This is a genomic window from Enterobacter sp. E14S, from assembly GCF_055666685.1.
This window is the reverse complement of the sequence record NZ_JBVODQ010000001.1, coordinates 1043807-1068278: the sequence shown is the minus strand read 5'-3', so window position 1 is coordinate 1068278 and position 24472 is coordinate 1043807. Positions and strand designations below refer to the sequence as shown.

The 24472-nt window shown below is 56.1% G+C and carries 21 protein-coding genes; 13 read left to right on the top strand and 8 right to left on the bottom strand.

Going from position 1 to position 24472, the window contains the following annotated elements; all coding sequences use genetic code 11:
- The first annotated feature begins 77 nt into the window (after positions 1 to 77).
- The 6 genes from tar to cheZ are packed head-to-tail and all read left to right on the top strand — an operon-like array spanning position 78 to position 6385.
- Positions 78 to 1745 carry a methyl-accepting chemotaxis protein II gene (gene tar, locus ACZ6J2_RS05085; protein WP_471725013.1) on the top strand — a complete coding sequence of 556 codons (1668 nt, stop codon included), beginning with the start codon at positions 78 to 80 and terminating at the stop codon, positions 1743 to 1745.
- A gap of 44 nt (positions 1746 to 1789) precedes the next feature.
- Entirely contained in the window at positions 1790 to 3391 is a 1602-nt protein-coding gene (gene tap, locus ACZ6J2_RS05080) for a methyl-accepting chemotaxis protein IV (RefSeq protein ID WP_023312254.1), read from the top strand.
- 19 nt (positions 3392 to 3410) lie between these two features.
- A complete protein-coding gene (gene cheR, locus ACZ6J2_RS05075) occupies positions 3411 to 4277 on the top strand; it encodes a protein-glutamate O-methyltransferase CheR (RefSeq protein WP_023312253.1) in 867 nt (288 codons plus the stop codon).
- Positions 4274 to 5323, top strand: a complete 1050-nt coding sequence (locus tag ACZ6J2_RS05070) for a protein-glutamate methylesterase/protein-glutamine glutaminase (RefSeq protein WP_023312252.1) — start codon at positions 4274 to 4276, stop codon at positions 5321 to 5323. Before cheR ends, ACZ6J2_RS05070 begins: the two co-directional genes overlap by 4 nt.
- A gap of 17 nt (positions 5324 to 5340) precedes the next feature.
- Positions 5341 to 5730, top strand: a complete 390-nt coding sequence (gene cheY / locus ACZ6J2_RS05065; protein WP_008500431.1) for a chemotaxis response regulator CheY — start codon at positions 5341 to 5343, stop codon at positions 5728 to 5730.
- Between the two features lie 10 nt (positions 5731 to 5740).
- The gene (gene cheZ / locus ACZ6J2_RS05060) at positions 5741 to 6385 is read left to right on the top strand and encodes a protein phosphatase CheZ (RefSeq protein WP_023312251.1); all 645 of its coding nucleotides are present in this window, start codon (positions 5741 to 5743) and stop codon (positions 6383 to 6385) included.
- A 48-nt stretch (positions 6386 to 6433) separates the two neighbouring features.
- Here cheZ and ACZ6J2_RS05055 read toward each other — a convergent pair whose 3' ends face one another.
- The 4 genes from ACZ6J2_RS05055 to ACZ6J2_RS05040 all read right to left on the bottom strand — a co-directional run bounded on the left by ACZ6J2_RS05055 (position 6434) and on the right by ACZ6J2_RS05040 (position 11590).
- Positions 6434 to 7597, bottom strand: a complete 1164-nt coding sequence (locus ACZ6J2_RS05055) for a fimbrial protein (RefSeq protein WP_471725011.1) — start codon at positions 7595 to 7597, stop codon at positions 6434 to 6436.
- Between the two features lie 4 nt (positions 7598 to 7601).
- Positions 7602 to 10142 carry a fimbria/pilus outer membrane usher protein gene (locus ACZ6J2_RS05050; RefSeq protein WP_471725010.1) on the bottom strand — a complete coding sequence of 847 codons (2541 nt, stop codon included), beginning with the start codon at positions 10140 to 10142 and terminating at the stop codon, positions 7602 to 7604.
- A 9-nt stretch (positions 10143 to 10151) separates the two neighbouring features.
- Positions 10152 to 10844 carry a fimbrial biogenesis chaperone gene (locus tag ACZ6J2_RS05045; RefSeq protein ID WP_471725009.1) on the bottom strand — a complete coding sequence of 231 codons (693 nt, stop codon included), beginning with the start codon at positions 10842 to 10844 and terminating at the stop codon, positions 10152 to 10154.
- Between the two features lie 128 nt (positions 10845 to 10972).
- Positions 10973 to 11590 carry a fimbrial protein gene (locus ACZ6J2_RS05040; protein WP_471725008.1) on the bottom strand — a complete coding sequence of 206 codons (618 nt, stop codon included), beginning with the start codon at positions 11588 to 11590 and terminating at the stop codon, positions 10973 to 10975.
- Between the two features lie 464 nt (positions 11591 to 12054).
- On the opposite strand from ACZ6J2_RS05040, the gene flhB reads away from it, so the two are divergent.
- The 5 genes from flhB to bglB all read left to right on the top strand — a co-directional run bounded on the left by flhB (position 12055) and on the right by bglB (position 18655).
- A complete protein-coding gene (gene flhB, locus ACZ6J2_RS05035; protein WP_033145863.1) occupies positions 12055 to 13203 on the top strand; it encodes a flagellar biosynthesis protein FlhB in 1149 nt (382 codons plus the stop codon).
- A complete protein-coding gene (flhA, locus tag ACZ6J2_RS05030) occupies positions 13196 to 15274 on the top strand; it encodes a flagellar biosynthesis protein FlhA (RefSeq protein WP_023312249.1) in 2079 nt (692 codons plus the stop codon). Before flhB ends, flhA begins: the two co-directional genes overlap by 8 nt.
- Complete coding sequence (flhE, locus tag ACZ6J2_RS05025) at positions 15274 to 15666, top strand: flagellar protein FlhE (protein ID WP_213729593.1); 393 nt, start codon at positions 15274 to 15276, stop codon at positions 15664 to 15666. The genes flhA and flhE overlap by 1 nt, the downstream gene beginning before the upstream one ends.
- 261 nt (positions 15667 to 15927) lie before the next feature.
- Positions 15928 to 17511, top strand: coding sequence for an MFS transporter (locus ACZ6J2_RS05020; RefSeq protein WP_471725005.1), 1584 nt, complete (start codon positions 15928 to 15930; stop codon positions 17509 to 17511).
- Positions 17512 to 17515: 4 nt separating this feature from the next.
- On the top strand, positions 17516 to 18655 hold the full coding sequence (gene bglB, locus ACZ6J2_RS05015) for a beta-galactosidase BglB (RefSeq protein ID WP_471725077.1): 1140 nt from the start codon (positions 17516 to 17518) through the stop codon (positions 18653 to 18655).
- A gap of 36 nt (positions 18656 to 18691) precedes the next feature.
- On the opposite strand, the gene argS is transcribed toward bglB, so the two are convergent.
- Positions 18692 to 20425, bottom strand: coding sequence for an arginine--tRNA ligase (gene argS, locus ACZ6J2_RS05010; protein ID WP_047647442.1), 1734 nt, complete (start codon positions 20423 to 20425; stop codon positions 18692 to 18694).
- 239 nt (positions 20426 to 20664) lie between these two features.
- Here argS and ACZ6J2_RS05005 point away from each other — a divergent pair, with 239 nt between their 5' ends.
- Positions 20665 to 21225: a VOC family protein gene (locus ACZ6J2_RS05005; protein ID WP_471725003.1), complete on the top strand. Its 561-nt coding sequence runs from the start codon at positions 20665 to 20667 to the stop codon at positions 21223 to 21225.
- A gap of 78 nt (positions 21226 to 21303) precedes the next feature.
- Entirely contained in the window at positions 21304 to 22047 is a 744-nt protein-coding gene (gene cutC, locus ACZ6J2_RS05000) for a copper homeostasis protein CutC (protein ID WP_471725002.1), read from the top strand.
- Positions 22048 to 22308: 261 nt separating this feature from the next.
- Here cutC and cmoB read toward each other — a convergent pair whose 3' ends face one another.
- From cmoB to ACZ6J2_RS04985, 3 genes are read right to left on the bottom strand one after another with little or no spacing between them, the layout of a single operon-like run.
- Entirely contained in the window at positions 22309 to 23280 is a 972-nt protein-coding gene (gene cmoB / locus ACZ6J2_RS04995) for a tRNA 5-methoxyuridine(34)/uridine 5-oxyacetic acid(34) synthase CmoB (RefSeq protein WP_471725001.1), read from the bottom strand.
- A complete protein-coding gene (cmoA, locus tag ACZ6J2_RS04990) occupies positions 23277 to 24020 on the bottom strand; it encodes a carboxy-S-adenosyl-L-methionine synthase CmoA (protein ID WP_471725000.1) in 744 nt (247 codons plus the stop codon). Before cmoA ends, cmoB begins: the two co-directional genes overlap by 4 nt.
- Positions 24021 to 24060: 40 nt before the next feature.
- Positions 24061 to 24456 (bottom strand): MAPEG family protein, encoded by a 396-nt coding sequence (locus ACZ6J2_RS04985; RefSeq protein ID WP_021240443.1) that lies wholly within the window; start codon positions 24454 to 24456, stop codon positions 24061 to 24063.
- Positions 24457 to 24472: the final 16 nt, after the last annotated feature.

Sequence of the window (24472 nt, the reverse complement as noted above, 5' to 3'; positions counted from 1 at the left end):
CTTTTCCCTTTCGCAAATGTAAAGTTCCTGTGGGCTGTGCCGATAACACCGTTAATAAATCTATGAGAAGGTGTTGTATGTTGAACCGTATCCGCGTTGTCACAATGCTCATGATGGTGCTGGTCATTTTCGCACTTCTTCAGCTCATCTCCGGCGGGCTTTTTTTCTCGTCATTAAAACAGAACCAGGACAGCTTCGCGGCCTCGAACGATCTCCGCCTGCAGCAGAGTGAACTCACGTCGACGTGGGATCTGATGCTGCAAACGCGTATCAACCTGAGCCGCTCGTCCGCGCGCATGATGATGGACCCCAACAATCAGCAGAGCAGCGCGAAAACCGATCTGTTGAAAAATGCCCGTGCCACCCTCGCTGACGCCGCGAAACATTACAACGCCTTCAAAAAGATCGCCCCGCAGCCTGCTATGGAGCAGGTGAGCCAGAATATCGATGAAAAATACAATGCCTACCATACCGGCCTGACAGAGCTGATTCAGTTCCTGGAGAGCGGCAACATGGACGCCTATTTCGCGCAGCCAACGCAGGGGATGCAAAACGCACTCGGCGCGGCGCTGGGGGAATACGCGAAGGTCAGTGGCGATCTCTATCACTCGGCCTTTACGGCAAGCCAGAATGACTACCGCTTTGCGAAATGGCAGATGGCCGTGATGGCGCTGGCGCTGGTCATTGTGCTGGTCGCGGTCTGGTACGGCATTCGCCATATCCTGCTGAACCCTCTCGGCCGCGTCATTGCCCACATTCGTGAAATTGCCGGCGGTGACCTGACCAAAACGCTGACCGTTTCCGGGCGCAATGAGATCACCGAGCTGGCAAACAGCGTTGACCATATGCAGCGTTCGTTAATCGAAACCGTCGCCAACGTGCGCAACGGGTCGGAGGCTATCTACACCGGTACCAGCGAAATTGCGATGGGGAATAACGATCTCTCATCCCGTACCGAGCAGCAGGCGTCCGCCCTGGAAGAGACGGCCGCCAGCATGGAGCAGCTCACCGCGACCGTGAAGCAGAACGCCGATAACGCCCGCCAGGCGTCTCAGCTGGCGGAAAGCGCCTCCGAGACGGCGCAGCGCGGCGGACGCGTGGTGGACGGCGTGGTGAAAACCATGCACGAAATCGCCGACAGCTCGAAGAAAATCGCCGACATCATCAGCGTTATCGACGGCATTGCCTTCCAGACCAACATTCTGGCGCTGAACGCCGCCGTGGAAGCGGCGCGCGCGGGTGAACAGGGGCGCGGGTTTGCCGTGGTGGCCGGGGAAGTACGCAACCTGGCCAGCCGCAGCGCCAACGCGGCAAAAGAGATCAAGTCGCTGATTGAAGATTCCGTCTCCCGCGTGGATACCGGCTCCGTGCTGGTGGAAAGCGCCGGGGAGACCATGAATGACATCGTGAATGCCGTCACCCGCGTGACGGACATCATGGGTGAAATCGCCTCTGCGTCCGATGAGCAGAGTCGTGGTATCGACCAGGTTGCCCTGGCGGTATCGGAAATGGATCGCGTGACACAGCAAAACGCCGCGCTGGTGCAGGAGTCCGCTGCGGCGGCCGCTGCTCTGGAAGACCAGGCGAGCCGTCTGAAGATGGCCGTCTCGGCGTTTCGTCTCGCTTCACTCGCTGGAAACTCGGTCACCCCGCAGGCGACGTATCGCGCGCCAGCCGCTGAATCGGCTGCAAACCGTACGCGCACCGCGACGACCGGACAAGATGAAAACTGGGAAACATTTTGACTGACAATTAAACCGCGGCTGCTTGCCGCTTGATGGGAGCGTGGATGTTAAATCGTATTCGTATCTCGACCACACTGTTTTTGATTCTGATCCTTTGCGGTGTGTTGCAGGTTGGCAGTAACGGGTTGTCTTTTTGGGCGTTTCGCGATGGCTATCAGAATTTGCAGGAAGTTGAGGCGAGTAATCAGCAGCGCTCCGCACTGGCACAAACGCGTGCCGTGCTGTTGCAGGCAAGCACTGCGCTGAACAAGGCGGGAACCTTAACCGCGCTGAGTTATCCGCCGGATGACATTAAAGCGCTGATGGCGACCGCGCGCGACAGCCTGAAGCAGGCTGACGCACAGTTTAAAGCCTTTACGGCGCAGGCCGCCGACAGTGAGAAAGAGAAAGCGCTGAAGGCCGCCATGAAGACGAACTTTGAGCAGTGGTACAGCGATCTGGACCACCAGGCGACGTGGCTTGAGAACAACCAGCTTTCGGACTTTATGACTGCACCGGTTCAGGCCTCGCAGGCGGCGTTTGACGGCAGCTTTAACGCGTGGCAGCAGGATATTAACCAGTCTGTTCAGCGTGCCGGTGACCAGAGCCGTCAAAGCTATCACATGTCGGGCGTCATCTTTGCCGTGGTGGTGATCCTGGCAGGGCTGCTGACCGGCGGGGCGCTGCTCTGGTCGCGCAGAATGATTGTGCAGCCGCTGGCGATTATCAGCAGCCACTTCGACAGCATTGCGAAAGGGGACCTGGCGCGTCCGGTGGCGGTGTTCGGCAAGAACGAAATTTCGGCGATCTTTGCCAGCCTGAAGGCGATGCAGGGATCGCTGCGGGAAACGGTGAGCGACGTGCGGCAGGGCAGCTATGCCATGCACACCGGGATCTCTGAGATTGCGGCGGGGAACAACGATCTCTCGTCCCGCACCGAGCAGCAGGCGGCCTCGCTGGCGCAGACGGCGGCCAGCATGGAGCAGTTAACCGCGACGGTAGGCCAGAACGCCGATAACGCGCGTCAGGCGTCTGACCTGTCAAAACAGGCGGCGATGACGGCGAAGAAAGGCGGGGACCAGGCGTCCCATGTCGCCAGCACCATGCAGGAGATTGCTACCAGCTCGCAGAAAATTGGCGACATCATCAGCGTGATTGACGGTATCGCGTTCCAGACCAACATTCTGGCGCTGAATGCCGCCGTGGAAGCGGCGCGCGCCGGTGAGCAAGGGCGCGGGTTTGCGGTGGTGGCGGGGGAGGTGCGTAACCTGGCGAGCCGCAGCGCCAACGCGGCGAAAGAGATTAAGGTGCTGATCGAAGAGTCGGTTTCGCGCGTTCAGCAGGGCTCAACCCTTGTGGATACGGCGGCGAAAACCATGCACGAGATTGTCACCTCCGTGACGCGGGTGAACGACATCATGGGCGAGATTGCCTCTGCGTCGGATGAACAGCGTCGCGGGATTGAGCAGGTTGCCCAGGCCGTCAGCCAGATGGATCAGGTGACGCAACAGAACGCCTCGTTAGTTGAGGAAGCGGCAGCGGCAACCGATCAGCTGGCCAGCCAGGCGGATCGTCTGACCGGACTGGTCGCGGTATTTAATGTGAAAGAGCACGTTGAAGCAGTAACAGAAGTCGGGCGGTCGCAGGCCGTGCCAGTTGTATCCTGAATGTAATTAAGAAGGCGCTATGACATCACCAATGCCCCCTGGGCAAACGTCATTATTGTTGCAGATGACACAGCGCCTCGCGCTGTCCGACGCGCATTTTCGTCGGATATGTCAGTTAATCTATCAGCGTGCGGGGATCGTGCTTGCGGATCATAAGCGGGACATGGTCTACAACCGTCTGGTGCGGCGCTTGCGTACGCTGGGGCTGGATGATTTTGGCCGCTATCTGAGCATGCTCGAAGCGAACCAGAACAGCGCAGAGTGGCAGGCTTTTATTAACTCGTTAACCACCAACCTGACGGCGTTTTTCCGTGAAGCTCACCACTTCCCGGTCCTGGCTGAGCACGCCCGCCGTCGCACCGGGGAGTATCGCGTATGGAGCGCGGCCGCCTCGACGGGTGAAGAGCCGTACTCGCTGGCGATCACCCTTGCTGACACCCTGGGCATGACGCCCGGACGCTGGAAAGTCTACGCCAGCGATATCGATACCGAGGTGCTGGAGAAGGCGCGTAACGGCGTGTATCGCCAGGATGAACTGAAAACGCTGTCGCCGCAGCAGCTGCAGCGTTATTTCATGCGCGGCACGGGCCCGCATGAAGGCCTGGTGCGCGTACGCCAGGAGCTGGCGAACTGCGTCGAATTCGCGCCCGTTAACCTGCTGGATAAGCAGTACAACGTGCCGGGGCCGTTCGATGCCATTTTTTGCCGTAACGTCATGATCTATTTTGATAAAACGACGCAACAGGACATTCTGCGTCGGTTTGTTCCGTTGCTCAAGCCTGACGGTTTACTGTTTGCCGGGCACTCGGAAAACTTCAGCAACCTCGCGCGTGAGTTTAGCCTGCGTGGGCAAACGGTATATGCGCTGAGTAAGGAAAAAGCATGAGTAAAATCAGGGTGTTGTCTGTCGATGATTCAGCGCTGATGCGTCAGATCATGACTGAAATTATCAATAGCCACAGCGACATGGAGATGGTGGCGACTGCGCCCGATCCTCTGGTAGCGCGGGATTTAATTAAAAAATATAACCCCGACGTGCTAACGCTGGATGTCGAGATGCCGCGCATGGATGGCATAGATTTCCTCGAAAAATTGATGCGGCTTCGGCCCATGCCGGTGGTGATGGTCTCCTCCCTGACCGGAAAAGGATCGGAAATCACCCTGCGCGCGCTGGAGCTGGGGGCGGTGGATTTTGTCACCAAACCGCAGCTCGGCATTCGCGAAGGGATGCTGGCCTACAGCGAAATGATCGCGGAGAAGATCCGCACCGCGTCGCGGGCGAAGCTTGCTGCCCATACGCCATTGGCCGCGCCTGCGACCCTGAAGGCCGGTCCCTTACTCAGCTCGGAAAAACTGCTGGTTATTGGGGCGTCAACCGGAGGAACAGAGGCAATTCGTCATGTACTCCAGCCATTGCCGCTTTCAAGTCCGGGTATTCTGATCACTCAGCATATGCCACCAGGCTTTACCCGTTCATTCGCCGAACGCCTGAACAAGCTTTGCCAGATCAGCGTGAAGGAGGCGGAAGACGGCGAGCGCGTGCTCCCGGGACATGCCTATATCGCCCCGGGCGACAAGCATATGGAGCTGGCGCGCAGCGGCGCTAACTATCAAATCAAAATTCATGACGGACCGCCGGTCAACCGGCACCGTCCGTCGGTGGATGTGCTGTTTCATTCGGTGGCGAAACATGCGGGGCGCAACGCCGTTGGGGTGATCCTGACGGGGATGGGCAACGATGGTGCCGCCGGAATGCTTGCAATGCACCAGGCTGGCGCCTGGACGATTGCGCAGAATGAAGCAAGTTGTGTGGTGTTCGGCATGCCGCGCGAGGCCATCAATATGGGTGGCGTGAGCGAAGTGGTCGATCTTAGCCAGGTAAGCCAGCAGATGCTGGCGAAAATCAGTGCCGGACAGGCAATACGTATTTGACTCAGGAGTATTATTTTATGGCGGATAAAGAGCTTAAGTTTTTGGTTGTGGATGACTTTTCCACCATGCGTCGCATCGTGCGCAACCTGCTGAAAGAGCTGGGCTTCAACAACGTTGAAGAAGCAGAAGACGGCGTTGATGCGCTGAACAAACTGCAGGCTGGCGGGTTTGGTTTTGTTATCTCCGACTGGAACATGCCTAACATGGACGGTCTGGAACTGCTGAAAACCATTCGTGCCGATGCGGGAATGGCGTCTATGCCGGTTCTGATGGTTACTGCAGAAGCGAAAAAAGAGAACATCATTGCCGCTGCACAGGCGGGCGCAAGCGGCTATGTGGTGAAGCCATTCACCGCGGCAACCCTGGAAGAGAAGCTCGGTAAGATCTTCGAGAAACTCGGCATGTGAGGTGATGGAAATGTTGCAACCTGCTATGAAACCCGTTGAAGAACACTCGCCGAGCGATATTATCGTCCGCATCGGCAGCCTGACGCGCATGCTGCGTGACAGCCTGCGTGAGCTGGGTCTGGATCAGGCGATTGCCGAAGCGGCGGAAGCCATTCCTGATGCCCGCGATCGTCTGGACTATGTTGTGCAGATGACCGCTCAGGCCGCGGAACGTGCGCTGAACAGCGTTGAAGCGTCACAGCCGCACCAGGATGCGATGGAAAAGGGGGCGAAAGCGCTGAGCAAACGCTGGGACGAGTGGTTTGAGAATCCTATCGAGCTGGCGGATGCCCGCGAGCTGGTGACGGATACCCGTCAGTACCTGGGGGATGTGCCGGGGCACACCAGCTTCACCAACGCCCAGCTGCTGGACATCATGATGGCGCAGGATTTCCAGGACCTGACCGGTCAGGTGATCAAGCGCATGATGGATGTTATCCAGGAGATTGAGCGTCAGCTGCTGATGGTTCTGCTGGAGAACATCCCTGAACCGGCAGCCCGTCCAAAACGCGAGAACGAAAGCCTGCTCAATGGTCCACAGCTCGACGCCAGCAAGGCGGGCGTTGTGGCAAGCCAGGATCAGGTAGACGATCTGCTCGACAGCCTCGGCTTCTGATTGTTCTGATTACCCTCAGGCTGCGGCCTCAACCTGAGGGTAGTTCGGTTAGCGAAGATCCATCTTCACCGTCACGTTCCCTTCAAAGCGGCCCGGGGCCGGAGAGGCATTCGTCGTGCTGACCGGTACAGCCTGAATTTTGACCACACCGTTTCCCTGCGCGTCCATCGTCACCGGAAACTCATAGGTCCCGTCCAGCGCGACGTTCTGACTGTGTTCATCATATACACGCACCCCGAGGTCGTCCCTGTCCAGAAGTTTTGCAATGTACGGCGTACTGCTGTCCGCGACCCCCTGATCTGCGGTCAGCGTGAGCTTTATCCGGTCCGTGTTTCCCACTGCGTTATCATCACAGTGATAGGCAATATCAACGTTTTTGATGGCATAACGTTTTGGCGGTTGCCCCTTGATGACGAATTGCTTGCTGACGATGCTGCCAAACTCAACCTCAATGGTGCTGCCTTCGTTGATAACGCAGCTTAGCGGCGCAGAAAGCGTGCCGCTAAACCAGATATCAGAGACCTGATCTGCCTGCCCGGGATCGCAGCTTCCCCCCGAGCCGAAATAAAGACAGGCATAGTTTTGCGCGACGATCGTCGAAGGGATCACCTCTTGACCCAGGATGGGTTTTTTAATGTGAAGAAGGATCGCCACGACGTTCCAGCGGAAATTACGCTTTACTGTAGCGGCGTTGCTCGGCTGGGTGCCACTACTGCAAACGTTGGCATCTCCCTCCGTTTTGGCGAGTGCATTCTCGCTAGTGTTACGCATATTAGCTCTGGACGTCGGGTATTCATTGACAGCTATCGGGGTCAAAGAAGTGCCGTCCGGAGAGTTGATTGCATCCGCATAGGCGGTGATATCGGCATCGATCTTTTCTGTCAAATAGCCATATCCGCTTGTTCCCGGTTTCAACGGGCTTCCGGCAAACGTTTTTTCATAAACCATGCTCGACGAAAATATATTTCCGGGACAGCTGCAGTTGGCCACTATCACCGGGCCATTGCCGACCAGATGATTTGGCACATCATAGTCATGATTGGCGATATTTTCGCTGGACGAAAACTCATGATCGAACGTCGTGGTGTAGGCTTGCGGCGCACCGAAGCAGTCATGAAGTAAAGTCGCGGCCATGCTCGGGCTGGTTGCGGTCAGGCTCAGTACCGTGGCCAATGAAGCCCAGACGTCCCGTTTCTTGAGTATAGTTGTCATATGCTTATTCCTGCTGACAAAGCTCGTTAACCGAGCGAATACCGTTAGGGCTTTCGGTTTGGTTGGCTGACTGTTGCGAAATGCTGGCGCGGCACTGTTGGCCCGTGCCGTTGCCCCACTTCACGGTGAGCTGCGCGGTCTCTCCAATGCCTGACAGATAGACGGTGCTGGTTTCATCGACAATGCCGCTCATCACCGGGTCGCTACTGGTCGCGATGGCGCCGAACGGAACGGGGAGACCGTTTGGACGCTTCAGGGTGACCAGCATCCGGTAGCCTGTGTGTGCGTCAAATCTGGCCAGCACCGCCGCGTTGCGCGAGGGAATGACGGTGATGGCGGTATCGCTGCTGTCCACATTTTCCGGCAGGCTCGAGGTATCAATACGAATATTGTTCTCCTGGTACGGAGTGAGTGATGGAATGACCGCATTACCCTGCCAGTCGGTCTGAATACCCCGCTGGTTCAGGAAACGGACGCCGGAAGCATCGTTGGCGTTGACGATAGCAAACTGGCTTCCTAAAGGTTGAGCCAGCGTGATGCCCTGAGGATGGGCAACAATAGCGCCGCTAATGCCGTAGTTAAGCTGCTGAGAGTGATCGGTGGAAGCGTAATATCCGGCGGTCAGATTGGCGTATTGCGAGCGGTAGCTGCCATAGACGCTGCTGATATCTTCCCCGTCGTGGTTGGAGTGGCTCTGCTGCAACGAGTAGCTCAGACGCTCATCCTCCAGAAGCGTGCCGTTGAGGCCCACGTTTTGCCGCGTATAGCCATTTTTAGTGTTGCTGATGTTGTAGCTACTCCAGGCGCGTGGCAGCCATCTGGCGAGAGGAATGCTAAATCCCAAAGAGACCATCCTGTCAGACTCGTCGCCGTTGGTTTTGCTGTACGTATAGGCAATGTGATAGCTCGTGCCGGCAACAACGGTATTGAATCCCAGAGACAGGCTGCGCTCTTTTTTAGAGGTGCCCCAGTAATCCTGCTGATAACCGTTAAGATACAGACTCACCCCAGCAACGGTTTGGCTAACGCTGGCCTGAATGCGGTTGCGTTTATTGTAACGAAACTGCAGATCGTCTTCGTGGCCGTCATGCTTTTGGTTGGCGTCGGCAAAGCTGTAATACCCGCGGCTGGAGTATCGGTAGCTGCCGAGGCTGAAGTTGGTATCGGTCGAATCCAGCTTACCGGTATAAAGCAAACGCCATGACTGGCCGGTATGCTGGCTGTTATCGTCTAGCCGGGTGTCGGCCATGGTAACGTCAGCGGACAGCGAGCCCAGCGGCCCGAGCGCCAGACCGGCACCGGTATTGGCTGCGTTATAGTCTTTCGAGAGCGTCAGCCCTCCAAACCAGGTGAGAAGGTTATTTAAACCGTAAATCATGCTGCCCTGGAAAAAATCGGGTTCCTTTTGGTCGCTCCCGCTTTCAGCACGATAACGGCCTGCTGTCATTTCGTACTTCATACGCCCAGGCCGCAGCATAACCGCGATACTGGAGTAGGGCTGCGTAAAGTGATGCTCGGTGCCGTCAGCTTCTTTCACCGTAACGTCCAGATCGCCGCTGTTGGTCGTGGAGTAGAGATCGTCGATTTCGAACGCGCCCGGCGCGACATTTTGCTGATAGATGAGGTAGCCATTCTGGCGCACCGAGACTTCCGCATTTGAACTGGCGATGCCGCGTATGACAGGGGCATAGCCGCGTTGGCTGTAGGGAAGCATCTCTTCATCCGACGCAAGGTTAACGCCCCGGTACTGTAAGCTATCAAATACCTCGCCCCGCGTGTTGCTTTCTCCGGCAGTGAACTGTGCCTTGAGGGCGTCAACGTCATGCTGGAGGAAGGTATTGATGTTTTCCCACAGGTTTTCATTCTCTGAATTGCTCCACGTTGAATAGTTGCGCACTCGCCAGCCACCCAGGTTGGCGCCGGTGCGCAAATTCAGATACTGACTGGTGGCGCTGTTGTCGCCGCTCTCCTTATTTTTTGATCCTGAGAAAGCGTAGTCACTGAACAACACGGGAACACCGTCGTCCCAGCGCGAGGGATCGATGTAATCGCGACCGGTACTTCTTAACGCGGCCTGAGGAATACTCAACGCTAATGTCATGGTTGAAAAATCAAGCCGCGCGGAGGCCTGGGGGATATAGTTGCTGATATCTTTGGGTAAAGCCTTATTGCCTGGTAACGCAAGCAAGGCGGGATACCGGTCGATAGCAATTCCCCATGCCCGCAGCATATCCGGTGTGAGCTGCGGTATCAGTGACCCTTCCGGAGAGCTGACGTAAGCGATGTTGGTGGTGCTCAGACGGTGTTCGTTCACCTGCACTCGTGAAGAATAGGTGCCGGGTAGCTGAGCATTCGACTTTGAAAAGAGTGAAAGGTCGATCTCCTGCTGGGCCAGCATGTCTCCTTCAAGCGATGAGGGAGAGAAACGATACTCACGGGCCAGCGTCGAGAAGCTCGCGATGAGCAAGACACCGCCAAGGCAGCGAAGAAGCGGATTCGGTCTAAAGAGCCGCTCGTATGACATATCATTACGTCCTGTCATCATCGCGGTTTTTTAATCCTGCGCCAGGGGGGCGGTGTATTTTTCGGAAGCATTGCCGTAATCGGTTATGCAGCGCCAGGTGACGCTCGTTCCCTGAGCATTGTCAGGGAGAGGAATGTCAGCGCGGGATTTAGGGGCAACCATGTCGGCTTTCTCCACTTTGTGCGCTCCCAGCGCAAGTGAATCAAAGACGCTGTAGAACGCCCCCTCGTTGATGACAGTGAGCTGCTGACCATGACGCGCGAAGCGCAGGTTTTTGCAGGATTCAGAGGGCGTACCGCTCAGTCCAACAGGGCGCCAGAACAGTTTCAGACGCGTTTTATATATTAACCGCAGGACGTTTTTGTCTCCCTCATCCGTAGCCGTGGCAGGAACGGTTCGTACATTCATATAGAACAGAGACTCTTTATCGCCTGCTAAGGTTGTCCCGTTCCAGGTAATACGCAGGCTTTGCTCCTTTTGCGGATCGAGCCGAAAGAGAGGCGGTGTCACGATAAACGGTCCGTGCGTTTTACCATCACCTGTATCCGTCCATGACTGTATTAACCATGGAAGCTCTTTATCATTATTTTGTAAGGGCAGGGCAACTTCCTTTTTCGCGGCATCGTAGATTATGCGTGTGCGACCGATCTGAATACCTGCTGCGTGACAAAAGGTGCTCGCAATAACAGGAATGCATAATAAGACCTGGAGTAAAATGCGCATGGTGAAACCTTTAATAAAGGAGGTTAAGGGAAATGATAATAGTCCGAGTCCGGACTATTATCAGATCATGACTCCTTAAACGTCATGACGCCTAAATATATATATTGTGAATATCAGTAATACGATTATTAACGGTAAAGAATATTTACCGTCATATCAGCATCTGCCGGACCGGCGGTAACCGCATCTGCAAATGATTTATAGCGGGCATTAAAATCAGCTTTAATCGTATCTTCGGATTTTGTCGCCAGTTCGATATAGATCTGCCCTTCAGCACCATCCATCGTGATGAGCTTATCATCTTTACCCGCCGGGCTGACGGCAATGCCGATACCGGTGGCCGCGGTTTCGCCCGTGGTGGTAATTTTACTGACGTCCAGCAGCGTCTTGGTCTTGGTCAGGGTCGTTGGGCCGTTAAAGGTCAGCTGAACAGCCGGAAGCCCAGCGCTTGTTAACGGGCAGTTCGCCAGCGTAATGGAGAACTCCGTAAGTGCGGTCTCCTTCCCAACGGTATTAAACAATGATGTAGGATAGGTACCCAGTGGTATAGTACTGTCCGTGCCGTCGTCACCCTGAATGGTGCAGCTTGATTCGATAATTTCACCCGTGAAGTGAATAGTGCCAGCATTCATTTCTGCGGCGAAACCATTCATCGACAGTGTTGCAAGGGCTAAGCCCGCAATAATATTCTTTTTGAAATTCATCTTAGATGTCCCTTTTAATGATAAGAAATATTTGGCATACATTTTGCCTTCTTTTGAAAAAGTAAGTTATGTCGCGTGAAATTATAACATTTAATTTTTATCTGGTAAGGGAGTCTCAGGGTTAATGTTATGCAGATTAATCCATTTTAGGATTGTTTATGCTAATGGCTAATATACTTTCAATTGATCTGGATTATTGAATTCACATAGTTATATCAATCCTGCAATACCAGGTGGTTAAAATCGACGGCTATGTTAATTTTGTTTCGGAATGTTTTTAGAGTAAACGTTTTTTAAAACTGCGCTTAATTCATGAGGTGATGTGAAACACATCATAAAAGCTGGACTATATTTGTTCGGTCATTACGAGCCCTCTCTTCGCTCACCCAACGTGCGTAGGGTGGCCTTAAACTGGATAAAAAGACCCGGTTATAGGGTTTTTTCTGCCCATTGATGAAAGGCGGGGCTGGCATGATACCCGTGACGTAATGGGCTGAGCATGCACTGTGGCAGAAGAGAACGACGACAAAACGGAAGCCCCCACACCCCACCGACTAGAAAAGGCGCGTGAGGAAGGGCAGATCCCCCGATCCCGAGAATTGACCTCCCTGCTGATCCTTATCGTAGGCGTGTGCATTATCTGGTGGGGCGGGGAGTCGCTCGCCCGCAAGCTGGCGGGAATGTTGTCCACCGGCTTACGTTTTGACCACAGCATGGTCAACGATCCGAATCTGATCCTCAGCCAGATTATTCAGCTTATTAAAGGGGCCATGGTCGCGCTACTGCCCCTGATCACCGGGGTCGTGCTGGTCGCGCTGGTCTCTCCGGTGATGCTCGGCGGTCTGGTTTTTAGTGCCAAATCGCTGCAACCGAAATTTTCCAAACTGAACCCGCTGCCGGGCATTGCGAAAATGTTCTCTGCGCAGACCGGGGCTGAGCTGCTCAAAGCCGTTCTCAAATCGGTGCTGATGGGCAGTTCCGCAGGCTTTTACCTCTGGTACCACTGGCCTGAAATGATGCGTCTTATCAGCGAATCGCCGCTCACCGCGATGAGCAACGCGCTGAATCTGGTCGGGCTCTGCGCGCTGCTGGTGGTGCTCAGCATTATCCCGATGGTGGGTTTTGACGTGATCTTCCAGCTTTATACCCACTTCAAAAAGCTGCGCATGTCGCGTCAGGATATTCGTGACGAATATAAGCAGATGGAAGGTGACCCGCACGTAAAAGGGCGTATCCGCCAGATGCAGCGTGCCGCCGCCCGTCGCCGCATGATGGACGATGTGCCGAAGGCCGACGTCATTGTTACCAACCCGACGCACTATTCCGTTGCGCTGCGCTATGACGAAAACAAAATGAGCGCGCCGAAAGTCGTTGCGAAGGGGGCGGGGCTGATCGCACTGCGAATCAGGGAAATTGGCACTGAAAACCGCGTGCCGATCCTGGAAGCCCCTCCGCTGGCGCGTGCCCTGTACCGCCATGCGGATATCGGACAACAGATCCCGGGACAACTCTACGCCGCCGTGGCGGAAGTGCTGGCCTGGGTGTGGCAGTTGAAGCGCTGGCGTCTGGCTGGCGGTCAGCGGCCTGTGAAACCTGAAAACCTTCCGGTGCCTGCCGCGCTGGATTTTATGAACGAGAAGGACACTGATGGCTAATCTGGTGGCAATGTTGCGCCTGCCCGGCAACCTGAAATCGACTCAATGGCAGATCCTTGCCGGGCCGATTCTGATCCTGCTAATTCTGTCGATGATGGTACTGCCGCTCCCGGCGTTCATCCTCGATCTGCTTTTCACTTTCAATATTGCGCTGTCCATAATGGTGCTGCTGGTGGCGATGTTCACCCAGCGCACCCTGGAGTTCGCCGCGTTCCCGACCATTCTGCTGTTCACCACTTTGCTCCGACTGGCGCTGAACGTGGCGTCCACGCGTATCATCCTGATGGAAGGTCACACCGGTGCGGCAGCGGCAGGTAAAGTGGTGGAGGCGTTCGGCCACTTCCTGGTGGGCGGCAATTTCGCTATCGGTATCGTGGTGTTCGTTATCCTCGTTATCATCAACTTTATGGTTATCACCAAAGGTGCAGGGCGTATCGCGGAAGTGGGCGCGCGTTTTGTGCTGGACGGGATGCCGGGCAAGCAGATGGCGATCGACGCCGACCTGAACGCCGGTCTTATCGCCGAAGATGAAGCCAAAAAACGCCGTTCGGAAGTGACGCAGGAAGCGGACTTCTACGGCTCCATGGACGGTGCGAGCAAGTTTGTGCGCGGTGACGCCATCGCGGGCATTCTGATCATGGTGATTAACGTGGTCGGCGGTCTGCTGGTGGGGGTATTGCAGCACGGGATGGACATGGGCCATGCGGCGGAAAGCTATACGCTGCTGACCATTGGTGACGGTCTGGTCGCGCAGATCCCGGCGCTGGTTATCTCCACGGCGGCGGGTGTGATTGTAACCCGCGTGAGCACCGATCAGGACGTTGGCGAGCAGATGGTGGGCCAGCTCTTCAGCAACCCGCGCGTTATGCTGCTGGCCGCTGCCGTTCTGGGTTTGCTCGGCCTGGTGCCGGGGATGCCAAACCTCGTCTTCCTGCTGTTTACGGCGGGTCTGCTGGGGCTTGCCTGGTGGATGCGTGGCCGTGAAACCAAACCGGCAGCGGAGCCTGTTCAGGTAAAAATGCCGGAGAATACCCAGGCCGTCGAAGCGACCTGGAACGACGTTCAGCTGGAAGATTCCCTGGGAATGGAAGTGGGCTATCGCCTGATTCCGATGGTCGATTTCCAGCAGGATGGCGAGCTGCTTGGCCGTATCCGCAGTATCCGTAAAAAATTCGCGCAGGATATGGGCTTCCTGCCGCCGGTTGTACACATCCGCGACAATATGGACCTGCCGCCCGCGCGCTATCGCATACTGATGAAAGGGGTCGAAATTGGTAGCGGTGATGCCTATCCGGGCCGCTGGCTGGCGATTAACCCGGGCACCGCCGCAGGCACGCTGCCGGGCGAGCAAACCATCGATCCGGCCTTTGGTCTGGCCGCTATCTGGATTGAAAGTGCCCTGAAAGAGCAGGCGCAAATCCAGGGGTATACGGTTGTTGAAGCCAGTACCGTGGTGGCGACCCATCTTAATCACCTGATCGGGCAATTCTCGGCAGAGCTGTTTGGCCGTCAGGAAGCGCAGCAGCTGCTTGACCGCGTCACGCAGGAGATGCCGAAGCTGACGGAAGATCTGGTCCCGGGCGTGGTGACCTTAACCACGCTGCACAAGGTGCTGCAAAACCTGCTCGAAGAGAAAGTGCCGATCCGCGATATGCGCACCATTCTGGAAACTCTTGCCGAGCATGCGCCGATACAAAACGATCCGCACGAGCTGACGGCGGTGGTACGCGTGGCGCTGGGCCGTGCGATCACCCAGCAGTGGTTCCCGGGAACCGGAGAAGTGCAGGTTATTGGCCTCGATACGCCGCTTGAACGCCTGCTGCTGCAGGCCCTGCAGGGCGGGGGCGGCCTGGAGCCGGGCCTGGCGGACCGTCTGCTGGCGCAAACGCAGGAGGCGCTGGCGCGCCAGGAGATGCTGGGCGCGCCGCCGGTGCTGCTGGTGAACCATGCGCTGCGTCCGCTGCTGTCGCGCTTCCTGCGTCGTAGCCTGAACCAGCTGGTCGTGCTGTCGAATATGGAGCTGTCGGATAACCGTCACATCCGCATGACCGCGACGATTGGAGGAAAATAATGCGTAAATGGCTCTGGATTTTGTTCTTCCCGCTGGCAGCGTACGCTGCCGGGGAAGGCACCTGGCAGGCAAGCAGCATGGGAGTGACCCTCAGCAACCGGGGCGTTGCCATGTCATCTAACCCGCTGTCGCCTTCTGAAGGCGTTTCCGGTCAGATGGGCCTTGTGGTCTGGAATTACCGGCTGATTGGCCCAACGCCCGCAGGGCTGCGGGTGCGCCTCTGTTCTCAGACGCGCTGCACGGAAATCGACGGCGAAAATGGCACGACGCAGGCATTCAACGGCGTACCGGCTATTGAACCTTTGCGTTTCATCTGGGAAGTGCCGGGCGGGGGACGTTTAATCCCGGCGCTGAAAGTACAGAGTAATTCTGTCATCGTGAACTACCGCTAACACCCTGCCTTTTCACCAGCCATCAGCAATTTTGATGGCTGGCTCTCAAAACTGACCTCACCTTTTGATCAAATAGAAACGCTGTTTTATAAATCAGTGACGCGCGTGACGGTACTCTTTGCATTATTGCCATTCACCCTCTTAGTGATGGCAGAAACAGAAAGGTAACAACCGGTCGATGCATTTACTGTAGCCGTCTAAAAGCTCCCGGAAGACGCTTGCTTGCAGGGAGTCTCCCAAAACTGATTAGGGGTGACGGCAATGAGAACACGTAAAATTGGGCTCGCAAATTATCTCGCTTACGGTTCAGGCGATTTCCTCGGGGCGGGTACCACCGCCCTGACGGCGGCCTGGCTCTTATATTTTTATACCACCTTCTGCGGGCTCTCACCGATCGAAGCAACGTTTATCTTTGCCGCTGCAAGGGTGCTGGATGCCGTCGTTAGCCCGTTAATGGGCTTTTTAACCGATAACTTTGGGACGACCTGGCTCGGTAAGCGCTTCGGCCGTCGTAAGTTTTTTATCCTGCTGGGAATTCCGTGCGTGTTCAGCTACTCGCTGATGTGGGTTGGGGACATGAGCTTCTGGTACTACCTGCTCACCTATCTGGTGTTTGATATTGTCTACACCATGATTCTGGTGCCGTACGAAACGCTGGTACCGGAAATGACCGATGACTTTAAACAGAAAACCAAGTTCTCCGGGGCGCGTATCTCAATGGCGCAGATGTCCGCCATTCTGGCCTCCTTCCTGCCGGGGATCCTGTTAACCCACTTCGGGAAAGAAAACGCCATCTCCTTCTTCTACGCAAGCCTGGTCTTCTCCTTGCTCTGCGCGATGATGCTAACCTTCGTCTGGTTCTTTACCTGGGAACGCCCGCGTGAAGAGTGGTCAGAAGCGGCGCTGCGTGCTGAAGAAGAAAAGAAGAAGCTGACGCTGGGGCAGAGCCTCAACCGCCTGATCGTTGAGTTAAGCTCCACGCTGCGCATCAAGATTTTCCGTCAGCATCTGGGCATGTACCTTGGCGGCTATATCGCGCAGGACGTGTTTAATGCGGTATTCACCTACTACGTGGTGTTCGTGCTGATGCAGGAAGCGTCAATGGCGTCCAATCTGCTGGGCACGATGGCTATTTTCCAGTTCTTTGCGGTTATCGCCATGATCCCGCTGTGCATCCGTTTCGGGCCTGCACCGTCCTACCGCATGGTCGTGGTGCTGTTTGGTCTGGCGTCTCTCTCTTACGCCATGCTCTATTACGCGGGCCTGAGTGACGTCTACGCTCTGCTGTTGCTGATCTCAGCGGTTGCCGGTCTCGGTCGCGGCGGTATCAACTATGTGCCGTGGAACACCTATACCTACATTGCTGACGTGGATGAAGCGATCACCGGCCAGCGCCGCGAAGGGATCTTCGCGGGCATCATGACCCTGACCCGTAAGGCGTCACAGGCCGGTGCGGTGATGCTGGTGGGTATCGTGATGCAGATGTCCGGCTTTGTCAGCGGTCAGAAAGTACAGCCTGCGGAAGTGAGCCACACCATTTTGACGATCCTGAGCGTGGGCACGATCCTGGTGCTGTTCTGCGGCTTCCTCGTTTCCCTGCGCTTCAGGCTCAATTTGCAGACCCACAGCACGCTGCGCGAGGAGACCGCGAAAATGCGTGAGTGTGGTCATGCGATGCCTGAGTCAGCGACGCCACACGCCCGCGCCACCGTCGAGATGCTGGCCGGTATGCCTTATGAGTCACTGTGGGGCAATAACAACATCGGTTATCTGAATCGCAATAAGCCAGCGGCACCCTCGCTGAAGGATCGCGCGGTACTGAATTCGACATACAACAGAGGTTAAGATGATGAAAGTTTGGCCTGTCAAACATAGCCCGTTATTACGTCAGCCAGAGCGCTTTATCGCCCGGGACGAACTGAAATCGCTGATTCAAAAGGTGACGCATAGCCTGGTCAATATCCACGACAAAGCGGGTGAGTTTTTGCTGCGGCTGGACGACGGGCGCGTGATCGACACTAAAGGCTGGGCCGGATGGGAGTGGACGCACGGCGTTGGCCTGTACGGTATCTGGCAATATTACTGCCAGACCGGCGACGAAGGTATGCGAGACATCATCGACAGCTGGTTTGCCGACCGCTTTGCGGAAGGCGCGACCACCAAAAACGTGAATACCATGTCGCCGTTCCTGACGCTGGCTTATCGCTACGAAGAGACCAAAAATCAGGCCTGGCTGCCGTGGCTTGAAAGCTGGGCGGAATGGGCGATGGCTGAGATGCCGCGCACGGAACACGGCGGGATGCAGCACATCACCCTGGCGGAAGAAAACCATCAACAGATGTGGGATGACACGCTGATGATGACGGTGCTGCCGCTGGCGAAAATCGGCAAGCTGCTCAACAAACCGGAATACGTGGAAGAGGCGGTGTATCAGTTCCTGCTGCACGTGCAGAACCTGATGGACCGGGAGACCGGGCTGTGGTTCCACGGCTGGAGCTACGATGGCAACCATAACTTTGCCCGTGCCCGCTGGGCGCGCGGCAACAGCTGGCTCACCATCGTGATCCCGGACTTCCTTGAGCTTGTGGATCTGCCGGAAAACAGCGCCGTGCGTCGCTACCTGGTGCAGGTACTGAATGCGCAGATTGCCGCGCTGGCGAAATATCAGGACGACAGCGGGCTATGGCATACGCTGCTCGACGATCCACATTCTTATCTTGAGGCGTCCGCCACGGCAGGGTTTGCCTACGGCATTCAGAAAGCCGTGCGCAAGCGCTACGTTGGCGCGGAGTATGCCGAAGTGGCAGAAAAAGCGATTCGCGGTATCGTCAAAAATATTTCGCCGGAAGGCGAGCTGTTGCAAACGTCGTTCGGCACGGGCATGGGCAGCGATCTTGAGTTTTATCGCCAGATCCCGCTGACGTCGATGCCGTACGGACAGGCGATGGCGATTCTCTGTTTGACGGAATATTTGCGGAAGTATTTCTGATAAGAAAAAACCCGGCGATTGCCGGGTTTTTTTGTATTACATGCGTTCTACGGTTTCGATACCCAGGGTATCCAGACCCAGCTTCAGGGTCTTCGCCGTGAGCTGCGCCAGCTTCAGGCGGCTGTTGCGGACCGATTCGTTTTCCGCAGACAGAATAGGGCAGTGTTCGTAGAAGCCGGAGAACAGACCCGCCAGATCGTACAGGTAAGCACACATCACGTGCGGCGTGCCGTCACGCGCGACAACCGTCAGCGTCTCTTCAAACTGCAGCAGGCGCGCCGCCAGCTGTGCTTCACGATCTTCCGTGATGGTCACTGCCGCATTCGCCAGTACGCTTTCATCAATGTTCGCCTTACGGAACACCGAGAGCACGCGGGTGTAGGCGTACTGCATGTAAGGCGCCGTGTTGCCTTCAAACGCCAGCATGTTATCCCAGTCGAAGATATAGTCGGTGGTACGGTTCTTGGAGAGATCCGCGTATTTCACCGCACCGATACCCACGGCGTTGGCCAGTTTTTCCAGCTCATCGGCAGGCATGTCCGGGTTCTTCTCGGCCACCAGACGGCGGGCGCGTTCCAGCGCTTCGTCCAGCAGGTCGGACAGCTTCACGGTACCGCCCGCACGGGTTTTGAACGGCTTGCCGTCTTTACCCAGCATCATGCCGAACATGTGGTGTTCCAGCGGCACGCAATCCGGCACGTAACCGGCTTTACGCACGATGGTCCACGCCTGCATCAGGTGCTGGTGCTGACGGGAGTCGATGTAGTACAGCACGCGGTCAGCATGCAGCGTCTCGTAACGGTACTTCGCACAGGCGATGTCTGTGGTGGTGTAGAGGTAGCCGCCATCCTTTTTCTGGATGATCACGCCCATCGGTTCACCTTCCTTGTTTTTATACTCATCAAGGAACACCACCGTTGCGCCTTCGCTCTCTACCGCCAGGTTTTTGGCTTTCAGGTCAGCCACAATGCCGGGCAGCATTGGGTTATAGAGGCTTTCACCCATCACGTCGTCACGGGTCAGGGTGACGTTCAGACGGTTATAGGTCAGCTGGTTCTGAGACATGGTAATGTCGACAAGCTTGCGCCACATCTCGAGGAAGTATTGGTCGCCGCCCTGCAGTTTAACCACGTAGCTGCGCGCGCGCTCGGCAAAGGCTTCGTCTTCGTCGTAGTGTTTTTTGGCTTCGCGGTAGAACCCTTCCAGGTCCGCCAGCGCCATTTCACCCGCGTTTTCCTGCTGCTGTTTTTCCAGGTAAGCAATCAGCATACCGAACTGGGTACCCCAGTCGCCCACGTGGTTCGCGCGGATCACCTTGTGACCGAGGAACTCGAGCGTGCGCACTGCGGCATCGCCGATGATAGTGGAGCGCAGGTGGCCAACGTGCATCTCTTTCGCCACGTTCGGCGCAGAGTAGTCGATCACGACGGTCTGCGCCTCCGGCTGGGAAACGCCCAGACGGTCAGATTTCAGCGCCGCGTCAACATGGCTTGCCAGAAATGCAGGCTCAAGGAAGATGTTGATAAAGCCCGGACCGGCAATTTCGGTTTTGCTGGCAATGCCGGAAAGATCCAGATGCGTCAGTACCTGCTCAGCGAGTTGTCGCGGCGGCATGCCCAGTTTTTTAGCCACTGCCATCACGCCATTAGCCTGATAGTCGCCAAACTGTACTTTTGCTGACTGACGAACCTGCGGTTCGCAATCCGCAGGCGCGCCTGCGGCAATCAGTGCCTGACTGACTTTTTCGGAGAGAAGAGCCTGAATATTCACCTGGATACCTTACGTTTTTGATGCGGGCTTACAACCGCCCGCGCCAGTTAAAGAATTTAGGGCGGGAGTATACTGCAAATGCCCTCTGGCGTCAGCATTGCGGGGCCTGAAGATTGCTCAGAATCCAGGCGGTAAAGGTGTGCATAATCATGCAGTCGCAAAAAGCCGGATTCTGCGGTTGGTCAAAACAGGGCAACAGAGTAAATTAGCGGCTTTGCGACATGAAAAGAGAGTGACTTATGGCGAACTGGCAATCCATTGACGAACTGCATGATATTTCCGCAGATTTACCGCGCTTCACAAAGGCGTTCACAGAACTTGCCACCCGTCTCGGTCTGGATATCGCGCCGCTTGAGGCCGATCACATCTCTTTGCGCTGTCATCAGAATGCCACCGCTGAGCGCTGGCGTCGCGGGTTCGAACGGTGTGGCGAATTGCTCTCCGAGAACATCATCAATGGTCGCCCGATTTGCCTGTTCAAACTGCATGAATCGGTGAACGTGGCGCACTGGCAATTCAGCGTGGTTGAATTGCCGTGGCCGGGCGAGAAACGCTATCCGCACGAAGGCTGGGAGCATATCGAAATAGTCCTGCCGGGTGAGCCGGAAACGTTGAACGCGCGCGCGCTGGTCCTCCTTTCCGACGAAGGCTTAAGCAAGCCGGGGATTTTTGTGAAGACGAGTTCACCCAAAGGCGAGCGCGAGCGGTTACCTAACCCGACGCTGGCCGTCACTGACGGGCAGGTCACGGTGAAGTTTCATCCGTGGACCATTGAGCAGATCGTTGCCAGCGAAGCGTAAGAGATGTGAGTTCACGCCGGGACTGAAAACAGACGGCGTGGCATGATGTGTCGTTTAGTGGAATTTCAGGAGGATTAAATGGCGCTGCTGGAGATTTGTTGTTACAGCGTGGAGTGTGCCGTGACCGCGCAAAAGCACGGGGCTGACCGCATTGAACTGTGTGCGGCACCCAAAGAGGGTGGGCTGACGCCGTCTTACGGCGTGTTGAAGTCTGCCCGTCAGGCCGTCACCATTCCCGTTCACCCGATCATTCGTCCGCGCGGCGGTGATTTTTGTTACACGGCGGGCGAGTTCAGTGCCATGCTTGATGATATCGCGCTCGTTCGGGACCTGGGGTTTCCGGGGCTGGTGACCGGCCTGCTGAATGAAGACGGCAATATCGATATACCGCGCATGCGTCAGATTATGAGCGTCGCGCAGGGGCTGGCCGTCACTTTTCATCGCGCATTTGATATGTGTAAAAACCCGCTTCAGGCCTTTGAAACGCTTGGAGAACTTGGCGTGGCGCGCATCCTGACATCGGGTCAGCAGGCGTCAGCTGAAAAAGGACTGCAATTAATTACGGAACTAAAAGCACATTCCGGTGTTCCAATAATAATGGCGGGTGCGGGAGTCCGCGCCAGCAATCTGGAACGGTTTTTAAACGCAGGGGTAGAAGAGCTGCACAGCTCCGCGGGTAAATGGATACCTTCACCCATGCGTTATCGCAATACAGGATTGTCAATGTCGACGGATGCTGAAGCGGATGAGTATTCACGCTATGGCGTAGAGGGAGAGTCGGTTGCGGAAATGAAGTCGCTGATTGAGCGCCATCACGTGTAGCAACGTACCGATTTTTACCGCGCATCATGTCGCCCAATATGATGCTTGCTTGTACCAGGCCCCTGCAATTTCAACAGGGGCCTTTTTTTCTCCTTTATATTTCAAGCCACAGCTGCGTTGGCCGCCTCGCTCACCCCGGTCACTTACTGATGTAAGCTCCCGGGGATTCGCTGCGTTGCCGCCTTGCTGCAACTTGAACTATTTCGGAGAAAACGTGCTACGAGTAGGCCGGGTAAGGCGTAGCCGCCACCCGGCTAAAGGCTACGGCTTCGTCGCAATCAACACCGCACGCATCGGGGCTGGATAGCCTTCGATGGTTTTGCTGTGGTCGGCCGGGTCGAGGAATTGCTCCAGCGATTCGGTGATCATCCAGTCGGTGCGGCGCTGTTCCTCAATTGAGGTCACGCTGACGTCGGCAATCCGCACATCCACAAACCCGCACTTCTCCAGCCAGTTCTTCAGCGCCAGCGCGGAAGGGATGAAGTAAACGTTGCGCATCTGCGCGTAGCGATCGCCCGGCACCAGAACGGCATGTTCATCGCCTTCAATCACCAGCGTTTCCAGCACCAGCTCGCCGCCGCTGACCAGCTGATCCTTCAGTTGCCACAGGTGTTCAAGCGGGGAACGGCGGTGGTACAGCACGCCCATGGAGAAGACGGTATCAAAGGCTTTCAGGGCAGGGAGTTGTTCAATACCCAGCGGCAGCAGGTGCGCGCGCTGGTCGTTACCCAGCAGCTTACGCACCGCTTCAAACTGGCACAGGAACAGCTGCATCGGGTCAATACCGACCGCCAGATGCGCCCCCGCGCCAATCATGCGCCACATGTGGTAACCGCTGCCGCAGCCCACGTCCAGAATGGTACGTCCGGTCAGGTCGGAAAGGTGGGGCAGCACGCGATCCCATTTCCAGTCCGAGCGCCATTCGGTATTGATGTTCACGCCGTAAAGTGAAAACGGCCCTTTGCGCCACGGCATCAGGTTACGCATCAGCGTTTCGATACGGTTGATCTGCCCGGCCGGAAGCGGCTCTTTGCTCTCGGCGGTTACGCTGTGCAGAAGATCCAGACGATGCGGGGTCAGTTCGGGCAGAAACTCCACCGCGTTTGACCACTGCTTTAACAGGCCGTGCTGCTGATCGCGCTGCCAGGCGGCAATCTGCGCGGGCAAGGTTTCCAGCCAGTGGGAGAGCTGGTTTTTGGCAATCAGCTGATAGAAGTTACTGAATTCGATCATGCGGATTCTCCCGCTTTTAGCGCCACCAGAGAGCCAAAGTTAAAGCACTGGAACCACAGTTCGCTGTGCTCAAACCCGGCTTTGCTCAGACGCGCTTTGTGGGTTTCTACGGAATCCGTCAGCATCACGTTTTCGAGCATGCTGCGCTTCTGGCTGATCTCCAGCTCGCTGTAGCCGTTCGCCCGTTTGAAATCGTGGTGCATATTGAACAGCAGTTCGCCAACCACGGCATCTTCGAAGCTGAATTTCTCCGAGAGCACCAGCGCGCCGCCGGGATTCAGCCCCTGATAAATTTTGTCCAGCAGCAGCTGGCGGTCTTCAGGCACCAGGAACTGCAGAGTGAAATTCAGCACCACCATCGACGCGTTATTGATCTCAATCTCGCGGATATCGCCTTCCACCACGTCTACCGGAACAGGAGCTTTGTACGCGTCAATGTGGCGACGGCAGCGTTCAACCATCGCCGGGGAGTTATCGACGGCAATGATTCGGCAGCCTTCGTGGTGAACGTTACGACGAACCGACAGCGTTGCCGCGCCGAGCGAGCAGCCCAGGTCATAGACCTGCGTGCCGGGTTGAACGAAGCGCTCAGCCAGCATGCCGATCATAGAGATAATATTGGAATAACCGGGAACAGAGCGCTGGATCATATCCGGGAAGACTTCGGCTACCCGTTCATCGAAGGTCCAGTCGCCCAGGCTGGCGATAGGCGCGGAAAAAAGCGTGTCGCGATCTGACATAACGTAAAAATCCGGGAAAAATAAAGTGGCGTATTGTGCGCTAATGAAGGGAGAAAACCAACTCCCACGGCATATACCACAGGTTAGCCAGCACCATCAGCAAAAGCGAACACCAGGTGGCACTCATGCCGGAACGACGCCAGCGGATTAAGCGGTGGTGAAAACCGTAATAGTGCATCAGGCGGCCAGCAATAAGAAGCAGGCCACAGATGTGCACCATCCAGGTTTCTGCGCCATTCATCTCCATAAAAAGCAGCAGGATTAAGGCTGCGGGGATGTATTCGACCGCGTTGCCATGAATGCGGATAGCGCTTTGTAGCTCGGAAAATCCGCCGTCACCGTAAGAGACGCGGTACAGCGTTCTGAGGCGCACAACATCAAATGAAAACTTAATCAGCAGTAATGCACCTAACACCGCATACAGCGCGCTGACCATACAAACTCCCTGTTTT